At 47.3% G+C, this 20,553-nt stretch carries 14 protein-coding genes; 10 read left to right on the top strand and 4 right to left on the bottom strand.

Annotation, left to right across the window (positions count from 1 at the left end; genetic code table 11):
- Positions 1-6: 6 nt before the first annotated feature.
- From F3J22_RS25180 to F3J22_RS25170, 3 genes are all read right to left on the bottom strand, one after another.
- Positions 7-3,333 carry a TonB-dependent receptor gene (locus tag F3J22_RS25180; RefSeq protein ID WP_167020677.1) on the bottom strand — a complete coding sequence of 1,109 codons (3,327 nt, stop codon included), beginning with the start codon at positions 3,331-3,333 and terminating at the stop codon, positions 7-9.
- A 181-nt stretch (positions 3,334-3,514) separates the two neighbouring features.
- On the bottom strand, positions 3,515-4,675 hold the full coding sequence (locus F3J22_RS25175; RefSeq protein WP_167020676.1) for a FecR family protein: 1,161 nt from the start codon (positions 4,673-4,675) through the stop codon (positions 3,515-3,517).
- 89 nt (positions 4,676-4,764) lie between these two features.
- On the bottom strand, positions 4,765-5,340 hold the full coding sequence (locus tag F3J22_RS25170) for a sigma-70 family RNA polymerase sigma factor (protein ID WP_167020675.1): 576 nt from the start codon (positions 5,338-5,340) through the stop codon (positions 4,765-4,767).
- A 254-nt stretch (positions 5,341-5,594) separates the two neighbouring features.
- On the opposite strand from F3J22_RS25170, the gene F3J22_RS25165 reads away from it, so the two are divergent.
- The 3 genes from F3J22_RS25165 (at position 5,595) to F3J22_RS25155 (ending at position 9,960) form a co-directional block, all read left to right on the top strand.
- Entirely contained in the window at positions 5,595-6,161 is a 567-nt protein-coding gene (locus F3J22_RS25165) for a hypothetical protein (protein WP_167020674.1), read from the top strand.
- Between the two features lie 123 nt (positions 6,162-6,284).
- Complete coding sequence (locus F3J22_RS25160) at positions 6,285-8,795, top strand: DUF5686 and carboxypeptidase-like regulatory domain-containing protein (protein WP_167020673.1); 2,511 nt, start codon at positions 6,285-6,287, stop codon at positions 8,793-8,795.
- 88 nt (positions 8,796-8,883) lie between these two features.
- A complete protein-coding gene (locus tag F3J22_RS25155) occupies positions 8,884-9,960 on the top strand; it encodes a hypothetical protein (protein WP_167020672.1) in 1,077 nt (358 codons plus the stop codon).
- Positions 9,961-9,986: 26 nt separating this feature from the next.
- Here F3J22_RS25155 and F3J22_RS25150 read toward each other — a convergent pair whose 3' ends face one another.
- On the bottom strand, positions 9,987-10,784 hold the full coding sequence (locus F3J22_RS25150; protein ID WP_240155171.1) for a phosphatase PAP2 family protein: 798 nt from the start codon (positions 10,782-10,784) through the stop codon (positions 9,987-9,989).
- 143 nt (positions 10,785-10,927) lie between these two features.
- On the opposite strand from F3J22_RS25150, the gene F3J22_RS25145 reads away from it, so the two are divergent.
- The 7 genes from F3J22_RS25145 to F3J22_RS25115 all read left to right on the top strand — a co-directional run bounded on the left by F3J22_RS25145 (position 10,928) and on the right by F3J22_RS25115 (position 20,535).
- A complete protein-coding gene (locus F3J22_RS25145) occupies positions 10,928-11,476 on the top strand; it encodes a sigma-70 family RNA polymerase sigma factor (RefSeq protein WP_167020671.1) in 549 nt (182 codons plus the stop codon).
- Between the two features lie 80 nt (positions 11,477-11,556).
- A complete protein-coding gene (locus F3J22_RS25140; RefSeq protein WP_167020670.1) occupies positions 11,557-12,516 on the top strand; it encodes a FecR family protein in 960 nt (319 codons plus the stop codon).
- 156 nt (positions 12,517-12,672) lie between these two features.
- Positions 12,673-16,188, top strand: coding sequence for a SusC/RagA family TonB-linked outer membrane protein (locus tag F3J22_RS25135; protein ID WP_167020669.1), 3,516 nt, complete (start codon positions 12,673-12,675; stop codon positions 16,186-16,188).
- A 12-nt stretch (positions 16,189-16,200) separates the two neighbouring features.
- Complete coding sequence (locus F3J22_RS25130; RefSeq protein WP_167020668.1) at positions 16,201-17,583, top strand: RagB/SusD family nutrient uptake outer membrane protein; 1,383 nt, start codon at positions 16,201-16,203, stop codon at positions 17,581-17,583.
- A 24-nt stretch (positions 17,584-17,607) separates the two neighbouring features.
- A complete protein-coding gene (locus tag F3J22_RS25125; RefSeq protein WP_167020667.1) occupies positions 17,608-18,801 on the top strand; it encodes a TlpA disulfide reductase family protein in 1,194 nt (397 codons plus the stop codon).
- A gap of 27 nt (positions 18,802-18,828) precedes the next feature.
- Positions 18,829-19,998 (top strand): peroxiredoxin, encoded by a 1,170-nt coding sequence (locus F3J22_RS30630; RefSeq protein ID WP_240155170.1) that lies wholly within the window; start codon positions 18,829-18,831, stop codon positions 19,996-19,998.
- Between the two features lie 30 nt (positions 19,999-20,028).
- On the top strand, positions 20,029-20,535 hold the full coding sequence (locus F3J22_RS25115; RefSeq protein WP_167020666.1) for a hypothetical protein: 507 nt from the start codon (positions 20,029-20,031) through the stop codon (positions 20,533-20,535).
- Positions 20,536-20,553: the final 18 nt, after the last annotated feature.

The raw sequence follows: 20,553 nt of genomic DNA, 5'->3' as shown, positions 1-20,553 counted from the left end.
TGTCGGTTAGAAAGTGACGTTCAGGCCCACGGTGTAGTTGGCAAGGATAGGGTAATAGGCGCCGCCGGTATTGATTTCAGGGTCCCATCCTTTGCGGTAATGGCTCCAGGTATGCAGGTTTTCTCCTGCCGCGAAAATGCGCACACTGCTGATGTTGATCGTTTTCAGCAGGTCTTTGGAGAAGGTATAACCCAGCTGCACATTTTTCAGACGCAGATAAGAGCCATCGAGCAGCCAGTAGGAGGAGGTTAAAGTATTGCCTGTACCCTGGTTGCTGATGATTTCCATACGAGGATATTTTGCGTTTCTGTTTGGATTGTCAGCTGTCCAGCGGTTATCCATCTGCCAGCGCTGTACGTTGCCGTTGCTGTATAATGCATAGCCTGCATAGCCGTCCAGGCGGCCTTTTACACCGGCAACGCCCTGCAACATCATGCTGAGGTCGAAGCCATGATAGGCTGCACCGAGTGAAGCGCCAAAATTGTATTTAGGAATGGTAGAACCAAGTACAACGCGGTCATAGTCGGCGGAAACTTTTCCATCAGGTTTGCCACCGGGGCCGCTGATATCTTTATAACGGATATCACCAGGCTTAGGGGATGGACTGATAGCAGTCATGTTGTTATTCTGCTGCCATGCTGCCACGTCAGCAGCGTCTGTAAACAGGCCATCAGCAACATATCCATAGTAGGAGTTGAGTGGGTAACCGATGAAAATATTGCTGCCATTGCCTACCAGCCCGTTCGGCTGTACTACGTTGCCCACGCCGAGGTCGAGTACTTTATTTTTTGTAATGGAGAAATTGCCGTTGACGAAATAATCGACCTGACCAACATGATTTTTATGGCCGATGGTAAATTCCCAGCCGCGGTTCTGCAGTTTTCCGGAATTCTGGTAACCAATAGCAGTACCCAGAACGGCGGATACACTACCGGAAGGTTTAACCAGGATATCATAGGTGTACCTGTCGAACCAGGCGGCACTGAAAGTAAGTTTGTTGTTGAAGAGGGCACCATCGATGCCGATGTCTTTGGTGCGGGTGGATTCCCAGTGAAGGGTAGTATCGTTTAGTGTCAGGCGTACGGCGCCTGGACTGGCAACACCGCCAAAGGCATAGTTGTAGCCGGTTGTCAGGGTATTCTGGTAAGGGTAGGTGCCGATGTTCTGGTTGCCGAGGGTACCGTAAGAGCCTTTAATTTTAAGCTCGTTCAGCCATTTGATTTTATCTTTTATAAATTCTTCTTCAGAGATACGCCAGCCTATTGCGGCAGAAGGGAAGAAGGCATTTTTTTTATTTGCCGGAAAGCGGGATGAACCGTCATAACGCATATTTGTTTCGAAGAGGTATTTATGCGCGAAGTTATACTGGATGCGGCCGAAGAAGGATCTCAGGGCGGAAACTTCGTTGTTGCTTCCATTGGTTTGCGTAGCCACATCACCGAGTGGTAGTTCTGTCAGGTCGTTGCTGGGCAGGTTAGACCTGCCGGCACTCAATGTTTCTGTATTCCATTGCTCAAACGCATATCCTGCCAGCACAGCGATTTCGTGCTGTTTGATGGCTTTGTTGTATTCGGCGAGGCCCTGTACTGTTTTATATTGACGATATCCTGTACCCATTGTCAGAGAAGAGGGGGAAAGGAAGACGGTGCTGTTGATCTGTTGTGTAGCGAGGAAATTTTTTGTTTGTCCCTGCGTTTGTGTGTAACCACCGATGGCAGAGAGTTTCAGGTCGGGGATCACAAACCAGTCGAGGCGTGCGTTGGCATTCAGGTCAGACTCCCTGTCTTTATAGAATGAGGCGCTGTTCAGCCATGATACGGGATTGCCTTTGTTTACTACGCCTGCGCCCCAGCTACCGTTGCTGAGTTTGATCGGGAAGGTGGCATTGGTACGCACCACACTGGAGATGATGTCTGTCATGCTGGTGGCGTCCAGCGTAGCAGGGGTGTTGGGTTGTTCCAGGTTCGACTGGATATATGAAAGCCTGGTCGTGAGTTTCAGCGTAGAGGTGATATTGGATTGCAGGTTAAATCTTGCGCTGTATTTCTTGTAATCGTTTTTAGCTACCACACCATCCTGGTTGAGGTACCCGAGCGAGAGCATGTATTGCGTGTTGTCGTTACCGTTAGACAGGCTGACGTTATGGCCTGTTTGCATGAAGTGCTTCTTGAAGGTAGCGTCGATCCAGTTGGTGTTTGGGTAGTTGTCGGGATCGGAGCCATCTTTGAATTTAGCGATCTGGTCTGCGGTATAGGAGCCGGGCTGTGCTTCGTTGACCATCTGTGCATATTCCCAGGAATTCACAAAATCAGGTGTGGCCGTTATTTTTTGCATACCTACATAGCCATTATAGCTGACTTTCATTTTCTGTTTGCCACCGGTTTTAGTAGTCACGAGTACTACGCCGTTGGCGGCTCTGGCGCCATAGATAGCGGCGGAAGAAGCGTCTTTCAGTACAGAGATACTCTCGATATCGTTGGGGTCAATATCATTAAAGGAGTTGGTGGGAATGCCGTCTACGAGCACCAGTGCTTCAGTAGATGCACCGAAGGAGCCTACACCACGGATCTGGATGGTACCGGCTGATCCGGGGGCACCAGTACGCTGGATAACGCTAACGCCTGGCATCTGGCCGGTGAGTGCCTGTGTGATGTTAGGCACAGGTCTGTTATTGATATCTTTACCAGTTACCTGGGAAACAGAACCGATGAGCTGTGTTTTTTTCTGGGTACCATAACCTACTACTACCAGTTCATCTGCCTTAAAACCCTTGCGCTTTAAGGTGATAGATAGTGCTTGCTGGCCGGTATAGGGCACTGTCAGTGTTTCATATCCAAGAAAAGAGATTTCCAGTATAGCCGGCGACGTTGGTATATCGAGCGTGAACCTGCCTTCCGTGTTGGTGGTCGTACCTTTGCCGGAGCTTTGAATGCGCACGGTGGCACCCACCAGCAGCTGACCATCTTCATCTTTAACAGTGCCTTGCAGCAGCTGACGGATGTTTTCCGGGGTGAGTGGCTGCAGGAATGGGGATGTATTCTCCGCCGGTTTTATGACCACAATTTTATCAACGATTTCAAAGGTGAGGCCTTGTTGGGGGAGGTACTTACTCAGCAATGTTTTGATGTCAGCATTGGCTACGTGAACATCTACCGGATGGGTATCCTGCAATAATTTCTCTTTAAAAAAGAACTGGTAACTGCTTTGTTGCTCAATCTTTTTGAAGAGCGTTTTTATAGCGATTTTGTTTTCAGAAATAGAGATATTCTGAGAATAAGATTTGGCGCTGATTTGTAGGCATAGTACCAGGTTCAGGACGATTGACCACTTCATGGCGAGCAGTATTTTGGAGGTAAGCCCCCGTTTTTTCGGCGGGGCATAAAATTTCGCTTTTAATAGCATAATTTTGATTGATTTCGGTGAAAAATGTAGATCCTCAAATGTTTACATCCGCCCAATCACAGGTCGGCAGTGCTGGAACACTGCCGGCCATTTTTATTTCGGGGGAATGTGGTTATTGCGTTACTGTAATAACTTTGCCGTTAATAGAACAATGCACGCCGTTCAGGTCGAGTACCTTCAGCACTTTCTCCAATGGCACATTCCGTGAAATGGTGCCCGTGAAGCCGTCTTCTGATGGTTGTCCCTTGTAAACGATGTCTACATCATACCATCTGGAAATTTCTTTCATCAGAGATGATACGCTGGTATTGTCAAATTTGAAATAGCCGTTTCTCCAGGCGAGTACCTGGGAAAGGTCCGGATGCGTATTCAGCAGGATGTCTGGTTGGTGGCTGATGACAGCCTGCTGTCCGGGTGAAAGTACTTGTTGTGAATGGCCGCTGCTAACTTTTACAGCGCCGTCTATCAGCGTGGTGGCACTTTTATCGTCGTCTTTATATGCTGCTATGTTAAACGCTGTTCCTAAAACTTCTATGGTCCCTTTATTGGTGATATGTACACGGAAAGGTCTGGTGGCATCGGGAACTACCTGGAAATAGGCTTCTCCGCTGATGTTTACGCTACGTTCCGTTTTTCCAAAGGTGGCCGGGAATTCCAGGCTGGTGGCGGAATTAAGCCATACCTGGGTGCCATCGGAGAGGCGGATGGTAAAATGATTGCCCCTGCCTGTTTTCAGTGTATTGTATACCAGCTGTTGTGCGTTGCCGTTACTTTCGTAATGCAGCTGCCCCTGTTGTAATCTTACCTGGGTATTGCCCTGCTGTGGCAGTGTTGCGCTGGCGTCAGTATCCAGCGTTACCGTGGTATTATTGCCCAGTATCAGCGTAGCTTTTTCATTGGCAGGCTGGATATTGGTTTGCAGGGTAGCCACTCTTTCCGGAGGATGGCTGCTACGTTTAAAGGTAAGCGTTGTAACAACGATTCCTGTCAGGATAGCGGCAGCAGCGGCAGCAGCGGTGGCATATTTCCACCATCCCCGGCGGGCAGCTGCAGGGGAAGCTGACTGTAAAATAATTGCCAGCATTTCCTGTGCTTTTACGGGAGATGTCACCGGATGTATATCGTCCAGTTGCAAACCTTCTGCTGTAATCAGATCGCCCAATGCCTCCGGGGCCGCATGGGATAAGTATTCCATGAGCAAGGATCGTTCCTCCTGGCTGATCTCATTATTGTAATATTTGCGGAATAACTCCTGTAGCTGCTGTTGTTCCATAGTCCACTATTCATATACAGGACAAACAAACACGTAAAAAAGGGGGAGGGGGGTACAGAAAAAAATTATATATTTTTTCTGACAGATGATTATTTGAGAAGAGAAATGATGGTAATCGCTAAGGTCAGTTTAAGTTGTACATGCCTGGAAATGTGTCTGGTGGCTGTTTCCAGGTGTGTTTTAACTGTTTCCCTGCTGATGTTTAACTGAGCAGCAATCTGCTGGTAGGTAAACCGCTGGTGTCTGTGCAGCAGGTAAATTTCTTTTTGCCTGGGCGACAACTGATCTATGGCTTCATCTATCAGTTCATATAAGTCAGCATCAGGTTCAGCGGCATCTGCCGGTTGTCCGTTTTCTATGCTATAGCGTTCGAGTGCGCTGAATTCCCGGGCTTTTTTCTGTAATGCATTGATGGCATGATTACGTGAAACTACCAGCAGGTAGGGTTTGAACTGTTTTACATCCAACAATGCGCTGCGGTTATGCCATATTTTTAGGAAAACATCCTGCACTATTTCTTCGGTCAGTTGTTTACAGCCGGTTACACGAAAAATATGGGAATCCAGGTATGGATACCAGGCATTGAATAATTGGGTAAATGCTGCCTGATCGCCATGGGCCACGCGTTCAAGCAAAACCTCGTCAGCTTCATATACCTTGTTCACTATATCAGCTAAAATTTTGGTGATAAAATACAAAAGGGCAGACCCTGGATGAATAGATTGGTGGAATTACAGATTAAACGCGATCAATACGAATGTAGGAAATTATTTGAAATTGAAAAATCCCGGGAAGAATTTCCTTTGATTGGGCGGGAGCGCTAAATGGAAAAGCATTCGTTAATTCTGCGAATATTTTGTTATGATTCGCTTGCTTTGGACTCTGGTAAATAATAAAAGTCCCGATCAATTTAAATATTATGGAAGCGCCGGTTATCATTGCCATAGTTACTGCTACTGCGTCTTGTGTTGTTGGGGTTATCAGCCTGGTGTCTGCCAGAAGTATAAGTACCAGGAATGCAACGGTAACGCTTGAATTAGAGCAACTCAGGTTCGAACTGGAACAGAAGAGAAAAGCTGCCCAGATCAAATTCGAATTAAGGATGGCGCAGTTAATTACTATTGGTCGGGTAATCACCATCATGCAGGATGCTAAAGAGCTTTTTCAGATTGCGCAGCAGATGAATATAGATAAAACTGTTGATATAAATTTTATCAGGAACAGGCATCAGGAGCTACGCAGTGAATTATCATGGTTATATATCTCAGAAAATACGAATCTTAAGGGAAATGCAAAGAAAATAACGCATGACTTCAAACATCTATATCTTTATTCAAACCACACGATCTTTGTATTATTTACCCGAAAATATGAAAATCAGCAAATCGAAATGCTAACAGAGCTTCGAAGGAAATTTGATGAACTTCAAAGTGGGTTAAATGTGGAGCGGGAGCGATTGGAGGAGGAGCATTTTGAGGAGATATAGTGTATTTATGATCTTTGGCCTGCGGCCTTTCAACAGTTGATATCCTCTTTTTGTTAATCTTGAATAGTATATGGAGGGGGGCAGCAAAAGCCCCGTCTTATAAATACTACAACTGTTTAACTGATGCCGCAAACCTATATCTGTACGCGCATAGGCTGGGCTGTGTTTTTATGTTTGCTATTATCTGTTAAGCAGATCCGGGCGCAACACGCGCCAGCTATTAATGGAAAGGTGGTTAATAAATTCACAGAGGAGCCGTTACCCTTTGCTACCGTCTACTGGAAGGTGGCAGGCTACGGTGATATGACCGATAGCGCCGGAAATTTTAAACTCGCGGTAAGTTCCCGCAAAAATGACACCCTCATCATCCGCTATGTTGGCTATGAGGTAAAAGCGTTGCCCATGGAAGCTACGCGTACCACGCCGCTGCTTATCCAAATGGAAGCCGTAGTGAAACTGGGGGTGGAAGTAAAAGCCAAAATGGATAAAGGCCTGGTATGGTGGCGACAAATCATCACCCATAAAGAAGAGAATTCACCCGCCCATTATTCAAATTATTATGCAGAATTATATAATAAACTTGAAATAGATCTCTCCAATATCAACCGCCAGCGCTGGGAGAAATCCAGGCTGATGAAGCCCTTCTCTTTTGTCAATCAACAAATCGATACCACTTCCGAGCAACGTCCTTTCCTGCCGGTATTCCTCAGTGAGTCTGTGTCTGACTACTATGCCGCCGGCACACCACCTGTTGTCAGGGAGGAAATCCGTGCGCTGAATACCAGCGGCATAAAAAATGAAACCGTCATGCAGTACCTCGGCGGTATCAATCAAAAGATCAATACCTACCAGAATTCGCTCTACATCTTCGGCCGTGAATTTATCAGTCCGCTCAGCAGTGTGGGAGATCACTACTATCATTATAAAGGCCTCGATACCATTGTCCGGAACGGAGAACAGTATTACCACCTTGCGTTTACACCGCGGCGGGAAGGGGAAAACCTGTTTGTCGGCGACTGCTGGATTCAGGCCTCCACCTGGGCCATACAAAAAATCAGCCTGTCGGTGGCAGGCGCTATAGATATTAACTTCGTAAAAAGACTGGATATCATCCAGGAATTTGCACCATATAAATCCCGGGAATGGGTGGTGACAAAAGACCGCTTCATCGTGGAGCTGGCGCCACTGGGAAACGATAGAACAACGTTTATTGGTCGAAAAACAACGCTGTACCACCATATTGCCACCAATGAAGATTTCATCACGGCTAAGCTGAACGCCAACAGGAAAAGGGAAGAGGTAGTGATACCAGACAGTGCGCTGGTTTCCGGGAAGCGCTACCTGGAAGCGAATCGCCCGGAAACGCTGACGAAGAATGAGGTACGGGCCATCACGCTGGTAGATACCCTGAAATCGTTGCCGGCTTTCCAGCGCCTGAGTAATACAGTTACGTTTTTGGTAGATGGACATATAAAACTGGGCAAGGTAGAAATCGGCCCCTGGTATAAATGGATAAGCCGCAACAAGCTGGAAGGTTTCAGGACACGCTTCGACCTGGGTACTACACCGGCTTTCAGCCGCGACCTTCGTCTCTACGGATACCTTGCATACGGCACCAAAGACGAATCTATGAAAGGGATGGGTGCGGTTTCCTATACATGGTCGCACGATAAGAGCTGGCAGCTGATGGCCTTTTATAAAGATGACCTGGATAATAACCAGCGTGGTTTTAATGGGGAAGAGGTATCGCTGGATAATATCTTTGGCCAGATAGTGCGGCGTCGCGGTATTCCGCAGAAATTCATCCGGGAGGCTACAGCGAGCGTGTCCGTGCTCAAACAATTCCCGCAGGAGTTCTCCCTGCAAGGCACCCTTGCCCGCACACATTATACCACCTTTGATCCGCTGCCACCGCATAAGTTGTTCCTGTCTGAGGAGAAAGGGCAGGTGGTAAATACTGAAATGCAGTTTAAATTCCGTTATGCGCCGGGAGAGAAAGAGGTACGCACTTTCCGTAAAGTGAAGCATGTACGCAGCAATCTGCCGGTGACGGAAGTTGCGTATGCCTTTGCCCCCAACGGTATGTTCGATAGCAAATACCAGTACCAGAAAGTGAGTCTGAGTGTACGGCAGCAATTCCCGCTGCCAGGCTGGGGTAAAGTGTATTACATGGTATATGGCGGCAGAATTTTCACCGATCGTTTGCCCTTTATGTTATTGCAGATGCATCCCGGGAATGAAACCTATTATTACAATAAAGAGGCTTTCAGTCTCATGAACAAATACGAATTTTTTAGCGACCGCTATGCCGGTGTGAATATAGAACACAATTTCAACGGTAAACTGCTGAACCTGCTGCCATTCATGCGCAGAACAGGCGTACGTCAGTTCTGGAATGTGAAGTCTGTCGTTGGTGATCTCTCTTTACAAAACAGGATATTTAACCATATGGAATTTGCCGGTTATGGCATGCGCTCGCTCAAAGGCAATGTATATACAGAAGTAGGTACCGGTTTTGATAATATCTTCCGCTTCTTCCGGGTAGATGCTGTATGGAGAATATATCCGCAGCAGTCCACCTTCTCCCATACCAGCAACTTCGGTATGTTCGGCAGTTTCAGACTGCAGTTCTGATATTTTTTATTATCCATGACACAAGTGCGCAAAAATATTGCGCACTTGTGTTTCATTTTTGGGTAATAATTAATATATCCTATACCCTATGATTATAAATGTAGCAGATGGTAAAGCCATCATAGATCTGATAAATGATAAATATACTACCTGTCTGAAGATCAAAAGACCAGTAGCCGTTTCTTATGGTTTACCTGACCCCAGTGTGGGTTGCTATTATGATGCGGCCGGATTTGAGCCCTTTATGGCGGAACAGGTAAATGAGGTGATGATTAACGGTGACGACGCCACGATTTTAGAAAATATGCAGGAGTTCCTGCAGTTGTTCCCGTCAGGTAGTTATCGGGTGGATATTGTAAGACCTGAGCAGGAGCAGCAGATTCCGTGGTATTGCTGGGCGCCGGGAGCCTCCTATGGCGGGCCTATCTGGATATTTACACAACGGGAAGCGTCATTGGACCAGGAGCGGATCAAATATTATGAAACCATGATCAGGAATGGAGGCCGGCCCAAAGTAATGGTATTTACACAGGGAGAGGTGCGTCCGGAGTATGGTGATTTGAAGAATGTGTATGAAGATTCCACCTGCGATATTTATTTCGTTATAGATGGGCATCATAAAGCAATGGCCTATAGCAATTGCGGTGTGCCGCCAGCTTATGTATGTATCTGTAAAGAAGCACCGGTAGAAATAGCTGTGGAAGATAAAGAAGCGCTGTTTTATGCCTATGATTATCTGCTGAATGATACACTTCGTGATAAGCTGATCAGGTGGCAACCATTGGTGCTAACGAAAGATGACCCTATTGCCAGGTATTATAATCAGCGCATGGATGAGATGCTACGTGTCGACACTAATTTCTGCAGATGGCATAGCGAATATTACAGAAATATATTCAGGAAGAAGAATCCTGCCGAATTACATTGGCTGACAGCGCGATTAAACGCTATCCGTGAAAATACGCTCAGGAAGGGCTTCAATCCGGTTGGTCCTGACCCATATGTCAATGGGCAATGGATAAGTGTAACAGATGAAGTAAGAAGAGCGAATAATAAAAAATTCCGCAAATGGATAAAACAGCTATTTGGGATTACTTGGGAAGAAATGGTAAAGGCATACGGTGACCCATCTATAAATTACTTTACAGATACTACCAACCAATGATAAACAGGGAAGAAATAAAGTGAGTTTTAAAAAGCCTTCACGAGGTAAGCGCCATAGAAATTAGGAGCTACTGCCGGCATCAGGAATGCATGGGAGCGCTTTTTATTTTTTACATGCACCTTTATTTTATCGTACAACCAGTAGGCTGTAGTGGTGGAAGCAATGCCTATACCGGCGCCGGCGATTACATCAGCCGCCCAGTGATCATCTTTGGCCACTCTGATAATGGCAGTGGCAGTTGCTGCTGCATAGCCGCCAATGGTATACCATACAGACTGATCTCCATATTCTCTTCTTAAAAATTCAGCAGAAGCAAAAGCAATCGCCGCATGTGTAGACGGGAAAGACTGGTAATCCGTATTATCAGGACGCAACACGTGTGTGGCTGACTTCAACGGATAAACGATGGCTGCTGTGATGCCAGCCGATGCAGCATACAGCAATGCCTGTTCCGCAGGTTCATGTTTTCCCTTTACGCCGGCCAGATTGAGTACGATCACCGCTGCTGCAGGTGCAAAAGCGGTATAGTTTTCAGGCTGTGCAAACAGGCCGGGTTCTTTTTTAGTGGTATTGAGCACCACATCTTTGTATTCGTTGTCGTGTACCCTGACAATAGTAGCTACCGTACCAATGCCTATGAGTGCTGCCGGAACGATGTAGGAGCAGCCACTGACTTTTCCGGGACTAAAGATTGGGTTTTTATGATGTGCAGCTGTGGTGGTATCTGTTTGGGCGTTGGTGATCAGCTGTGCCAACAATAATACCATAATCAGGATAGTTGGAGCCAGTTTTTTCATGCTGCTTTTCAATGTCAAAGTTTTCATTAAAAGATATGTAAATATAAGATCTGACCACCAAATATATTGAATTACAATCAATATAACCCATCTTAATGTTGTTGGTACAAGTGGGAGGATTTGCAAATTTGAAAGGGATTTATTTATATTTATGCCTAAACCTTTTGTGATTGGATCGATTGCCGGATATCGTTTTATGGGAACGTATGCGGGTGCAAGATGATAAGGCAGCTTTTGATGAATTATATCATCGTTATTGGGAGCAGCTTTACATAGCCGCCTATGCCAGACTACACCAGGACGCAGATGCGAAGGACTGTGTGCAGGATGTCTTTATTGCCCTCTGGCAAAAAAGAAAAGACCTGGTCATCCGGGAACAGTTTGCGGCCTATCTGCATGTAGCCCTTAAAAACAGGGTATTTAATCATTTTCGTCATTCCACTACTTACCAGCAACGCCTGGATATCTTTGCTGATATTGTTGTTTCGCCGCTCTTTAAGGCCGACGGCCCTTTGCTGCTGAATGAAATGCAGCGAATCATCGCCGCTACCGTGGCAGCCATGCCACAGCGTATGCAGGATATCTACCTGCTCAATCGTCGTGATTTCCTTTCCATCGATGATATTGCCACCCGGCTTGGCATCAGCCGCCAGACGGTCAAAAACCAGCTAACCCTTGCCCTTGGCCGTATCCGGGAACAATTACTCTCCTGCAAATAAAAAATCTGGAATTTTTTTTAGTCTGATACGGTACGCTGTCTTTTGAGGCGTGTCATATATACAGGCAAACCGAAAAATACGTGAACGACCAGGAAAAAATAAGGGATATCCTGTCGCGGATCGATACCGGTACCTGCACCCCGCAAGAGCTGGAGTGGCTGCAATCCTGGTACGATTCCCAGGAATTGCCCGCGGAGGAGGTATTCAGGAATGATGCGCACAGAAAGAACATACAGCACAACATGCTGCAGCAGATCCATGCGGCCATGGAAGAACATGCACCGGCAGCGGAACATGTTGTGCCGCTGTACCGCCGCTGGTGGATGGCGGCCGCTGTGGTAGCAGGTTTGCTGGCAGCAGCAGGATGGTTGTTTACATCGTATAATAGTGACCGTGAGCTACTGCTGGCAACTGCCGGACCCGGACAAATAAAAGAATTCGTATTACCGGATAGTTCACGTGTATGGCTAAACGCCGGCGCTACCATTAAATATCCCCGCGCCTTCGGTGCTGTAAGGGCCGTAGAACTGGAAGGAGAGGCGTTTTTCGATATTCATCCGGATGTAAAGCATCCTTTTGAAGTACATACTTCAGAAATCAATGTACAGGTGCTGGGTACCTCCTTTGATGTAAAGGCCCACTCCCTGCTGGATGAAACACAGGTGACCGTGAAAACGGGCATGGTAAAGGTGTTGCATCAGCAAACCGGCCTGGATGTGCTGAGTGCCAACGATCAGCTGACCTTCAGCAGGGCAGCACAGCAATACATGAAATCTACGGTGAACAATGAACAGGTAAATGAATGGATGAATGGCATGCTCTCCTTATCGCAGGTGGGCTTTGCGGAACTGGCGCTGACTTTGGAAAATCAATATGGTGTAAAAATCCGTTTCAATCCTGCTGAAATGAAACAGGACGAATACACGCTAAAATGTAGTACTAAGCTAACTATTACACAGGTATTGGATATCATCAGTAGTATACATCCTATACAATATGATCTGCATGACAACGAAATAACTATTCACAAAAAGTATTAATCGCCACACTTTATTTTTTACCGGGATGAGAAGATATGCCGTCATCCCTGGTAGCGTATTGTCTGAAATCAAAAAACCGCACCTGTTGACGCAGGTACGGTCCTGGGTGTGCAATGAATTGCGCACTGTCAGTTAATTCTAAAATCAACCAAAGATATGCAAAAATCGTTTAAGCTGGCGCCGGTGCGCAGCATGATAAGATGGAGCGTAGTGTATGCAGTGTTCTCACTGACCAGTATCACCCTGTTACCAACCAACAGCGTCTACAGTCAAAACCGGCAGGAAGTCCGGATAACAGCAGCCTTCGATAATGAATCGCTGGCATCCTGTATCAAAAAACTGGAAAAGAATTACCAACTATCATTAGGCTATGACCAAAAGCAACTGGCAGATTATAAGATTACCAGATTGCACTTTACGAATGAACCACTCAAAAAAGTGATGGCAGCCCTGCTGCAACACACAGCCCTCAGCTTTGAAGAAAAGAATGGGGTAATAATCATTTCCCGTACACCTGCGGCCTTGCCGCTACAGGCTTCCACGATCGTTCCCGGAAAGGTTCGTGGCCGCTGCCTGGAGGCAGGAAGTACGAACCCTATCCCCGGTGTAACCGTTCGCGTTATTGGTACGAAATACACCGCCATGACGGATGCGGATGGCGCCTATGAACTGAATGTACCGCAGGGCGATTATTCCCTGCAATTTTCTTCTATCGGCTACCAGCCGGCCGTATTGACTGCACGTGTAGGCGCTGCCGTTGTTAATCTGCCCCTGAGCATGACCATCAAGGCATCACACCTTACGGAAGCAGTCGTTATCGGCTATGGCGTACAGGAAAGACGTAACCTCCTGGGATCAGTAGGTACCTTCCGGGCAGATGAGCAACCGGGACAGATGCCATTGTCTGTAGACCAGGCAATGGTAGGAAAGCTGGCAGGCGTATATATTGCGCCATCCAGCGGTGTGCCGGGCGCAGCCAGCAACATCACGATACGCGGTATCAGTACCCTTAACCCCAACGGCAACACGCCGCTGATAGTAGTAGATGGAGTACCTATCTATGGTATCGACCAGCAACTGAATACGGTCGACTACAGCAAAGGTACCAATGCCGGCGCTTCCTATGGCGGCACACAGGTAGTGAGTGATTACCGCCCGCCTACCACCTTTGAAAAGAACCCGCTGGCCACCCTCAATCCGGATGATATTGAATCGATTGAAGTGCTGAAAGATGCCTATTCTACTGCTATATATGGTTCCCGGGGCTCTGGTGGTGTTATCCTCATCACCACACGTAAAGGGAAAAAAGGTAGTTCCCGTGTAGATGTGCAGCTGGGAACATCCGTGAGTACGCCGCGCAAGCTGCCTGAGGTAATGTCCGGCGACCAGTATGCTGATTTCTATAACCGCTTGTTTGCGCTGAAAGACTCTATCGGAAAGGCTACCAGCGGATGGTATATTCCAGCTAACTATAAATTCCCCAAAGGGGTAAATACCAACTGGCTGGATGAAGTAGTAAGGAATGCTATCGGTGCAGATGCCAACATTTCCCTCAGTGGCGGCACTGAAAAGAGTAATTATTTTGTGAGTCTGGGTTACGATAAACAACAATCCTATATCATCAACAACGATTTTACCCGCTACCAGGGCCGCGTAAACTTCGATAACCAGATGACGAAAGCCCTGAAAGTGGGTGTGAGCGTGGGCTTAAACCAGGCGAATAATATTAGCCTCAATGCCCAGCAGGTATACCGCGATGCAGTGCTGAAAGCGCCCAATATCGGTATATACGACAGCGTTGGGAAATTCAACTGGCTATATGGCAATAATCCTACCGGGCCTTCTGGCGTTTCCAATCCTGTTGGTCAGGCTACCACGGGTAAAAACTATTCTATCGACAACCGGGTACTCGGCAACGTATTTGCCGACCTTAAACTGCTGCCATGGCTGTCGTTCCACTCAGATGCCGGTACAGACTGGATCAACTCCCGTGCTTACAGCCGTGTGCTCGACCGCCCGAAAACCGTTGGCGGCATGGCCACCGAAACGCAGCAACAGCTACGCAAATTTGTGGTCAACAACCGCGTAGATATCAATAAACTTCTTAACAATGGCCATGGTATCAGCGCCATGCTGGGCCAGAGCTATGAAACATCCACAGAAGATGTGACTACGGTGGTAGGCGATCAGTTTATCAATGATGAAATGCTGAGTATTGCTACCGCTAAAAATAAACGCGTGGTGAATTCGCTGCAACAACAATGGGCGCAGGTATCTTTCCTGGGAAGATTGAATTACCAGTACAAAAATCAATACCTGGCAGGTGTAACCTATCGTATGGATGGTTCCAGCCGTTTCTCCAGGAATCATCGCTATGTGGGCTTTCCTTCGTTCGCATTGGGATGGGTGCCCAGTGAAGCCGCTTTCCTCAAGGGCAACAGCTGGATCGATCAGCTAAAGATACGTGGTAGTGTAGGCTTCACCGGTAGTGACGGAGGTAATGGCTATTACGGCAACCAGGGGCAGTATGTTGTCAATGCCTATGCGGCATCTTATGGCAATGTGACGGCCATCGGTGTAAAACAGCCTGCCAACCCTAACCTGGCCTGGGAGCGTACCACCACCTGGAACGTAGGTATGGACCTCGCCATCTTCAAAAGCAGGGTCAATGCCACGCTGGATTTCTATCGCCGCCAAACCAATAACGCCATCGTAAGTTCCGCCCTGCCTTTTTTTATGGGCTTCGCCGTACAGAAACAAAACCTGGCCGACCTGAGCAACAACGGGGTGGAACTGACCATCAACAGCCAGAACATCAATGGGAAATCATTTACCTGGACCACCAATTTCAATATATCTGCCAACAGGAACAAGGTAGTACGGTTGCATAAAATCAATGAAGATGATCTGGCAATGCAGAATGAACTCGATGGCGGGCGCTTCTGGAAAGTAGGACATTCTGCAACTGCATACTATCTGTACCAGTGGGGGGGCGTGAACCCGCAGGATGGTCAGCCGCTATGGCTGGATAAAGATGGTAAATCATCTGAAACGCCTATTCAGCAACAATATACAGACCGTCCCTATCAGCACAGGGCTTATAAGGGCGATGCCATGCCGGTTGTCTTTGGTGGCTTCGGTAATACTTTCACCTGGAAATCGCTGGAGCTGAACTGCTTCTTTAACTTCTCTGCCGGCAATAAGATCATCAATGGCGCGAAGGCAGCACAGTACAACTATATGGGTAGTGCTTCCACCTCCAATGATACCTGGAACCTCTCGCCTGATATGGTGCAGTACTGGCAGTATCCTGGCCAGCAGACTCCTGTTCCGGCAATGATCAATAAATCCAATTATGCGAGTGGTGGCTTCGGTTCATCGTTCGATTATACGCTGAGCCGTCAGAACGACCGCTTCCTGGAGGATGCTTCTTTCATCAAGCTACGGAGTCTTTCGCTGACATATGATTTTACTAAGCTCCTGAAGCATGTGAAAACGATCCGTTCACTCCGTGTGTTTGCGGAGGGTAATAACCTGCTCGTTATTACCAAATATTCCGGTATAGACCCGGAAGTGAGCGCCAGCGGATCTTCTGCACTGGGTATGGGTTTCGATGAACTGACGATGCCGGCTCCACGTACCTGGAGACTGGGAGTAAAAGCATCACTCTAAAATTGTTTTACTATGAAGAAATTATCCTATAGTATATATCTGGCCGGACTGCTGCTACTGAATGCTGCCTGCAACAAGCAACTGGACCTGAAGCCGGAAGGGACAATGGTAGAAGCAGATCTGCTGAAAGACAGGCAATCTGCAGAAAGTTTTCTGGCAGATGCTTACCTGCAAACGATGAATGCCTGCGGCGCCAACGCCTATATGCTCGGTGATGTAACCGGCAATATCGTGGGTTCCTATGATCAGGCGCTGGTGAGTGGTGGCGTAGACCCTAAAGATAAAAATTATGAACCGTACTGGTCGCAGCCCTATGTCGCCATTAACGAGGCCAATGTGATCATCAATAACCTGGGGAAATACGCCACTTTTGATGTAGCCATACAGCGGCAGTTTGTGGGAGAAGCTAAATTCATCCGTGCTTTATGTCACCTGGTGCTGCTACAGCAATATGGCGATGGCGCTTTGCAGGGAAAGGGAAGTAATATGGGCGTTCCTATTATGCTGGATGCCTTTGAGGGATATGATGGCTCCCAGAATAAAGCCAGAAATACTAACGCAGAAGTATATACGCAGATTTTAAAAGACCTGGATGAGGCCATTGCGGTATTGCCTGCCACCAGGAGTACCCCGCTGGACCAGGCATCCAGGGCTACCAGCGGCGCTGCGGCAGCACTGGCTTCCAGGGTTTGCCTCTATATGCAGAACTACCAGCGGGCGGCAACCTATGCCAATGCGGTTATTAACGGTAACCAATATACGCTGCAAAAAACATTTGCAGCTATGTGGCCCAATAACAGCACCGGTTCAGGAAAATACCCACTCAATGCGGAAACAATTTTTGCCTTTCCGGAGAGTTATAATGCCACCTCCAACTATGGAGAGAATAATGGTATTTACTATGCCTACGGCTACTACAAGCCGCTGCCGGACTTCCTTTCCTGCTACGACGCCACAGACGACAGGGTGCTGGCCATCACCGGCGGCACTTTTATTCCCAAGTTTACGGACATGAATATACGTGATAACGTTGTTATGCTGCGGCTCGCAGAAGTAATGCTCACCGCAGCGGAAGCGCAGGCACAGGTAGCCGGCGTTAACCAGGTGTCTGTTGACCTGCTGAATAAAATATATGGCAGGTCTTTCTCTGTAAATCCTCTCCCTAAAATATATACGGTAGCAGATTTTACCAGTAAGGAACAGCTGGTAGACAGGATACTGCTGGAACGTAAGCGGGAAATGGCTTTTGAAGGGCTTGCCCGCTACGATGCCATCCGGTATGGTAAACAACCTAACCCGCTGTTACAGCCTTCCAGGTATGCGATGCCCGTGCCGCAGCATGAAATCGATATTACCGGTGGCCTGATAAAACAAAACCCGGGATATCTTAAATAACGTAAACGACTAAACGTAATATATATGAAAAAAACAATTGGCATGATGGCCGGTGTGCTGCTGGGTTTCAGCAGCATGGCCCAGACGATTACCATAGAAGGTGATCTGGCCGGCGACCTGAAGGGGCATAATAAAATGTACCTCTATTCACGCACCTATCATGATTCAGCAGATATCAATAATGGTCATTATACTTTTAAAATTCCATTTAAAGAACCGATGTTCCTGATGTTGCTGCCACAGTATGTGCAGGCAGAACGGCAGATGTATGTGCCATATGGCGTATTGTTCGACCGGCCGGTAACCTATACCGTTAAATCCGATATCAGCAAGGGTATGAGCGAATCGGTTGTAAAAGGCTCTGAGGCCACAGAGCTGTTGCTGGCATACGGTAAAGAGAAATCGGCAGCATGGGGGAAAATCGTGGAGGCATTGAAGTCAGAATTTGGTGCGCCATGGATGGACGAGAAAGACCCTAAATATGCCGATTTTGAAAAAAGACGTGCTGCATTGCAGGTACAATACCTGCTCCCATTGCTGCAGCAGCTGGTGAAGCAGCATCCCAATTCCTACGCTTCGGTATATAGTCTGAACGATAGCCGCGAAATGGCTACGGTAGCCCAGCAGGAACAACTATATGCAGGATTGTCCAAAGAAATGAAAGCGACCGGACAGGCGAAAGAATTTCATCAGTTCAGCGAAGGACTGCGCAATTCTGCCATCGGTAAGCAGGTGAAAGATTTCAGTCTGCCAGATCCTGCAGGCAAGCCGGTGAAATTCAGTGACCTGAAAGGCAGGTATGTACTGATCGACTTCTGGGCCAGCTGGTGCGGCCCTTGCCGTAAGTCTTTCCCGCATATGCGCGAAGTGTACCAGCAGTATAAAGATAAAAACCTGGTGTTCTATAGTATCTCCATCGATAAAAGCAAGCCAGACTGGCTGAAGGCGGTATCGCAGGAAAATAACCCCTGGCTGCAGTCGCTCGACGATAAAAATATTGCCGGCAGTGGCTTTGCGATCACCGGTGTGCCTACCACTTATCTTATCGGCCCGGATGGTAAGATCATGATGAAAGAAGTAGGCTTCGACGAAAATGGTAATGGAGAGATAGAAAAGAAACTGGCTGACCTTTTTGGCGGTACGGTTAAAGCAGCTGCACCTGCGGCGGCAGCCAAACCTGCGGAGCAGAAAATTACACCAGCAGCGATGCTGCAATAAGTATCACAATCAAAAATCAACCCATACATGAAGCAATACCGGATTAAAATGGTAGCCTTCCTGCTGGCCGCCGGGAGTATTTTCCCGGCTGCTGCCCAGCAGACGAAGAAGTATATCACCGTTAGCGGTAAAATCAAATTCCCGCCCGATGCAGAACAGCAGTCGAAATTTCCTTTCCTGGTACAAAAGCAGGTAGGAGATGAGCGTATTACCATTGATACCATCCACCTGCGCCCTGATGGTTCCTATACGCATAAACTGGATGCCACCAGGCCACAGTTCTATATCCTGAACGAGTTCGAGGAAGACCGCCTGACGGTTTGGGCCAACAAGGAAAACCTGCGCATTGATTTCCGGGGTATCGATACCGCGTTGATTAAATATAAAAATCCACCCTACGTCTATATCGAAGGTAGTGAAGAGAATAAGCTGATCAATGAGCTTAATTTCATTTCCTATCGTAATTATCAGGCGATGATCCAGAACGGAAGGCTGCAATATCTGGCTTCCAGTGCAAAGAATAAGTCGCTGGACAGTACCTTCCAGGATATGTACGGCTGGCTCGGCGATGATATGGGTGAACGCGTGAAACTACTGATGCGCATGAACCCTAATACACCGGTAACGCTGTATGCGCTGGACTTCCTGCATCCGCGCAGGGACAAAGCATTGATTGCAGCGGAGCTGGATAGGCTGATCAAAAAATATCCTTATCTCGAAGAAGCTAAAAGAAAGAAGGCGGACATCTTACTGGCAGAAGAAATCGAACGTAAAACAGGTATCGGTGCTACTGCCATGAATTTTACACAGAACAATGTAAAAGGAAAGGCGGTACAGCTCTCTGATTATCGTGGTAAATATGTGTTGCTCGATTTCTGGGCCAGCTGGTGCGGGCCTTGCCGCGCTGAAAATCCGAATGTGCTGGACAACTTCGAAAAGTACCACAGCAAAGGGCTGGAGATACTGGGTGTTTCCCTGGATAACTCCAAAGATGCCTGGATAAAGGCCATTAAGGATGATGGCCTTACCTGGGAACATGTCAGTGACCTGAAGGGCTGGAAAAATGAAGTGGCCAAATCATATAATATCCGCGCGGTTCCCAGCAATTTCCTGATCGATAAGGAAGGGAAAATTATCGCGGTTAATTTACGCGGAGAAGAACTGACGCAGAAGCTGGCAGAAATTTTCGGAAAATAAAAATAAGATAGACCTGTAAAAGAAATGATTATGAAGAAATTACTCACCCTGTTGCTCATCTGTTGTAGTACTGCTGTAATGGCGCAAATGCAGGCCGCGCAGAAAATTATACCGGATTATACCCACGAAACACAGATAAAAAGTACGCCGGTGAAAATCTGGCGGGTAGTCCGCGATCTGCCACAGGTAAAGGATTACTCCAATGGTACCATTAAAGAAGTGAATATCCGTACGGTAGGTGAAACCCGTTACCGCGACCTCGTTTTCACGGACGGGCATAAACGAACAGACGAAATTGAGCAGGTACATGAACAATACAAGTTTTTCGTGTTTCATGTACTTGACCCTTTGCCGGCAGGCATTACCAAAGCCATTGTTACGGCCCTGGTAGAGTCTTCCGCCACCAATGATGATATGGCCGTAGTAAGATGGAGTATCATCCTGGAAGGAGATAAGAGTGCGCGTAAGCCACTGGTAGAAACGCTTTCTGCGGAGATAGGCAACTATGAAGCAGGATTGAAAAAATTACTGGAATAGTAGGAGAGATGCCCCCGG

The organism is Chitinophaga sp. Cy-1792, assembly GCF_011752935.1.
Taxonomy (GTDB): Bacteria; Bacteroidota; Bacteroidia; order Chitinophagales; family Chitinophagaceae; genus Chitinophaga.
This window is presented reverse-complemented; position numbering and strand designations above follow the sequence as displayed.

Excerpts from the sequence above, each read along its gene's own strand:
- F3J22_RS25160 (WP_167020673.1), top strand. The coding sequence starts at position 6,285 with ATGCCGCAAACCTATATCTGTACGCGCATAGGCTGGGCTGTGTTTTTA.
- F3J22_RS25150 (WP_240155171.1), bottom strand. The coding sequence starts at position 10,784 with ATGAAAACTTTGACATTGAAAAGCAGCATGAAAAAACTGGCTCCAACT.
- F3J22_RS30630 (WP_240155170.1), top strand. The coding sequence starts at position 18,829 with ATGAAGCAATACCGGATTAAAATGGTAGCCTTCCTGCTGGCCGCCGGG.
- F3J22_RS25175 (WP_167020676.1), bottom strand. The coding sequence starts at position 4,675 with ATGGAACAACAGCAGCTACAGGAGTTATTCCGCAAATATTACAATAAT.
- F3J22_RS25130 (WP_167020668.1), top strand. The coding sequence starts at position 16,201 with ATGAAGAAATTATCCTATAGTATATATCTGGCCGGACTGCTGCTACTG.
- F3J22_RS25135 (WP_167020669.1), top strand. The coding sequence starts at position 12,673 with ATGCAAAAATCGTTTAAGCTGGCGCCGGTGCGCAGCATGATAAGATGG.
- F3J22_RS25125 (WP_167020667.1), top strand. The coding sequence starts at position 17,608 with ATGAAAAAAACAATTGGCATGATGGCCGGTGTGCTGCTGGGTTTCAGC.
- F3J22_RS25165 (WP_167020674.1), top strand. The coding sequence starts at position 5,595 with ATGGAAGCGCCGGTTATCATTGCCATAGTTACTGCTACTGCGTCTTGT.
- F3J22_RS25180 (WP_167020677.1), bottom strand. The coding sequence starts at position 3,333 with ATGAAGTGGTCAATCGTCCTGAACCTGGTACTATGCCTACAAATCAGC.
- F3J22_RS25115 (WP_167020666.1), top strand. The coding sequence starts at position 20,029 with ATGAAGAAATTACTCACCCTGTTGCTCATCTGTTGTAGTACTGCTGTA.
- F3J22_RS25155 (WP_167020672.1), top strand. The coding sequence starts at position 8,884 with ATGATTATAAATGTAGCAGATGGTAAAGCCATCATAGATCTGATAAAT.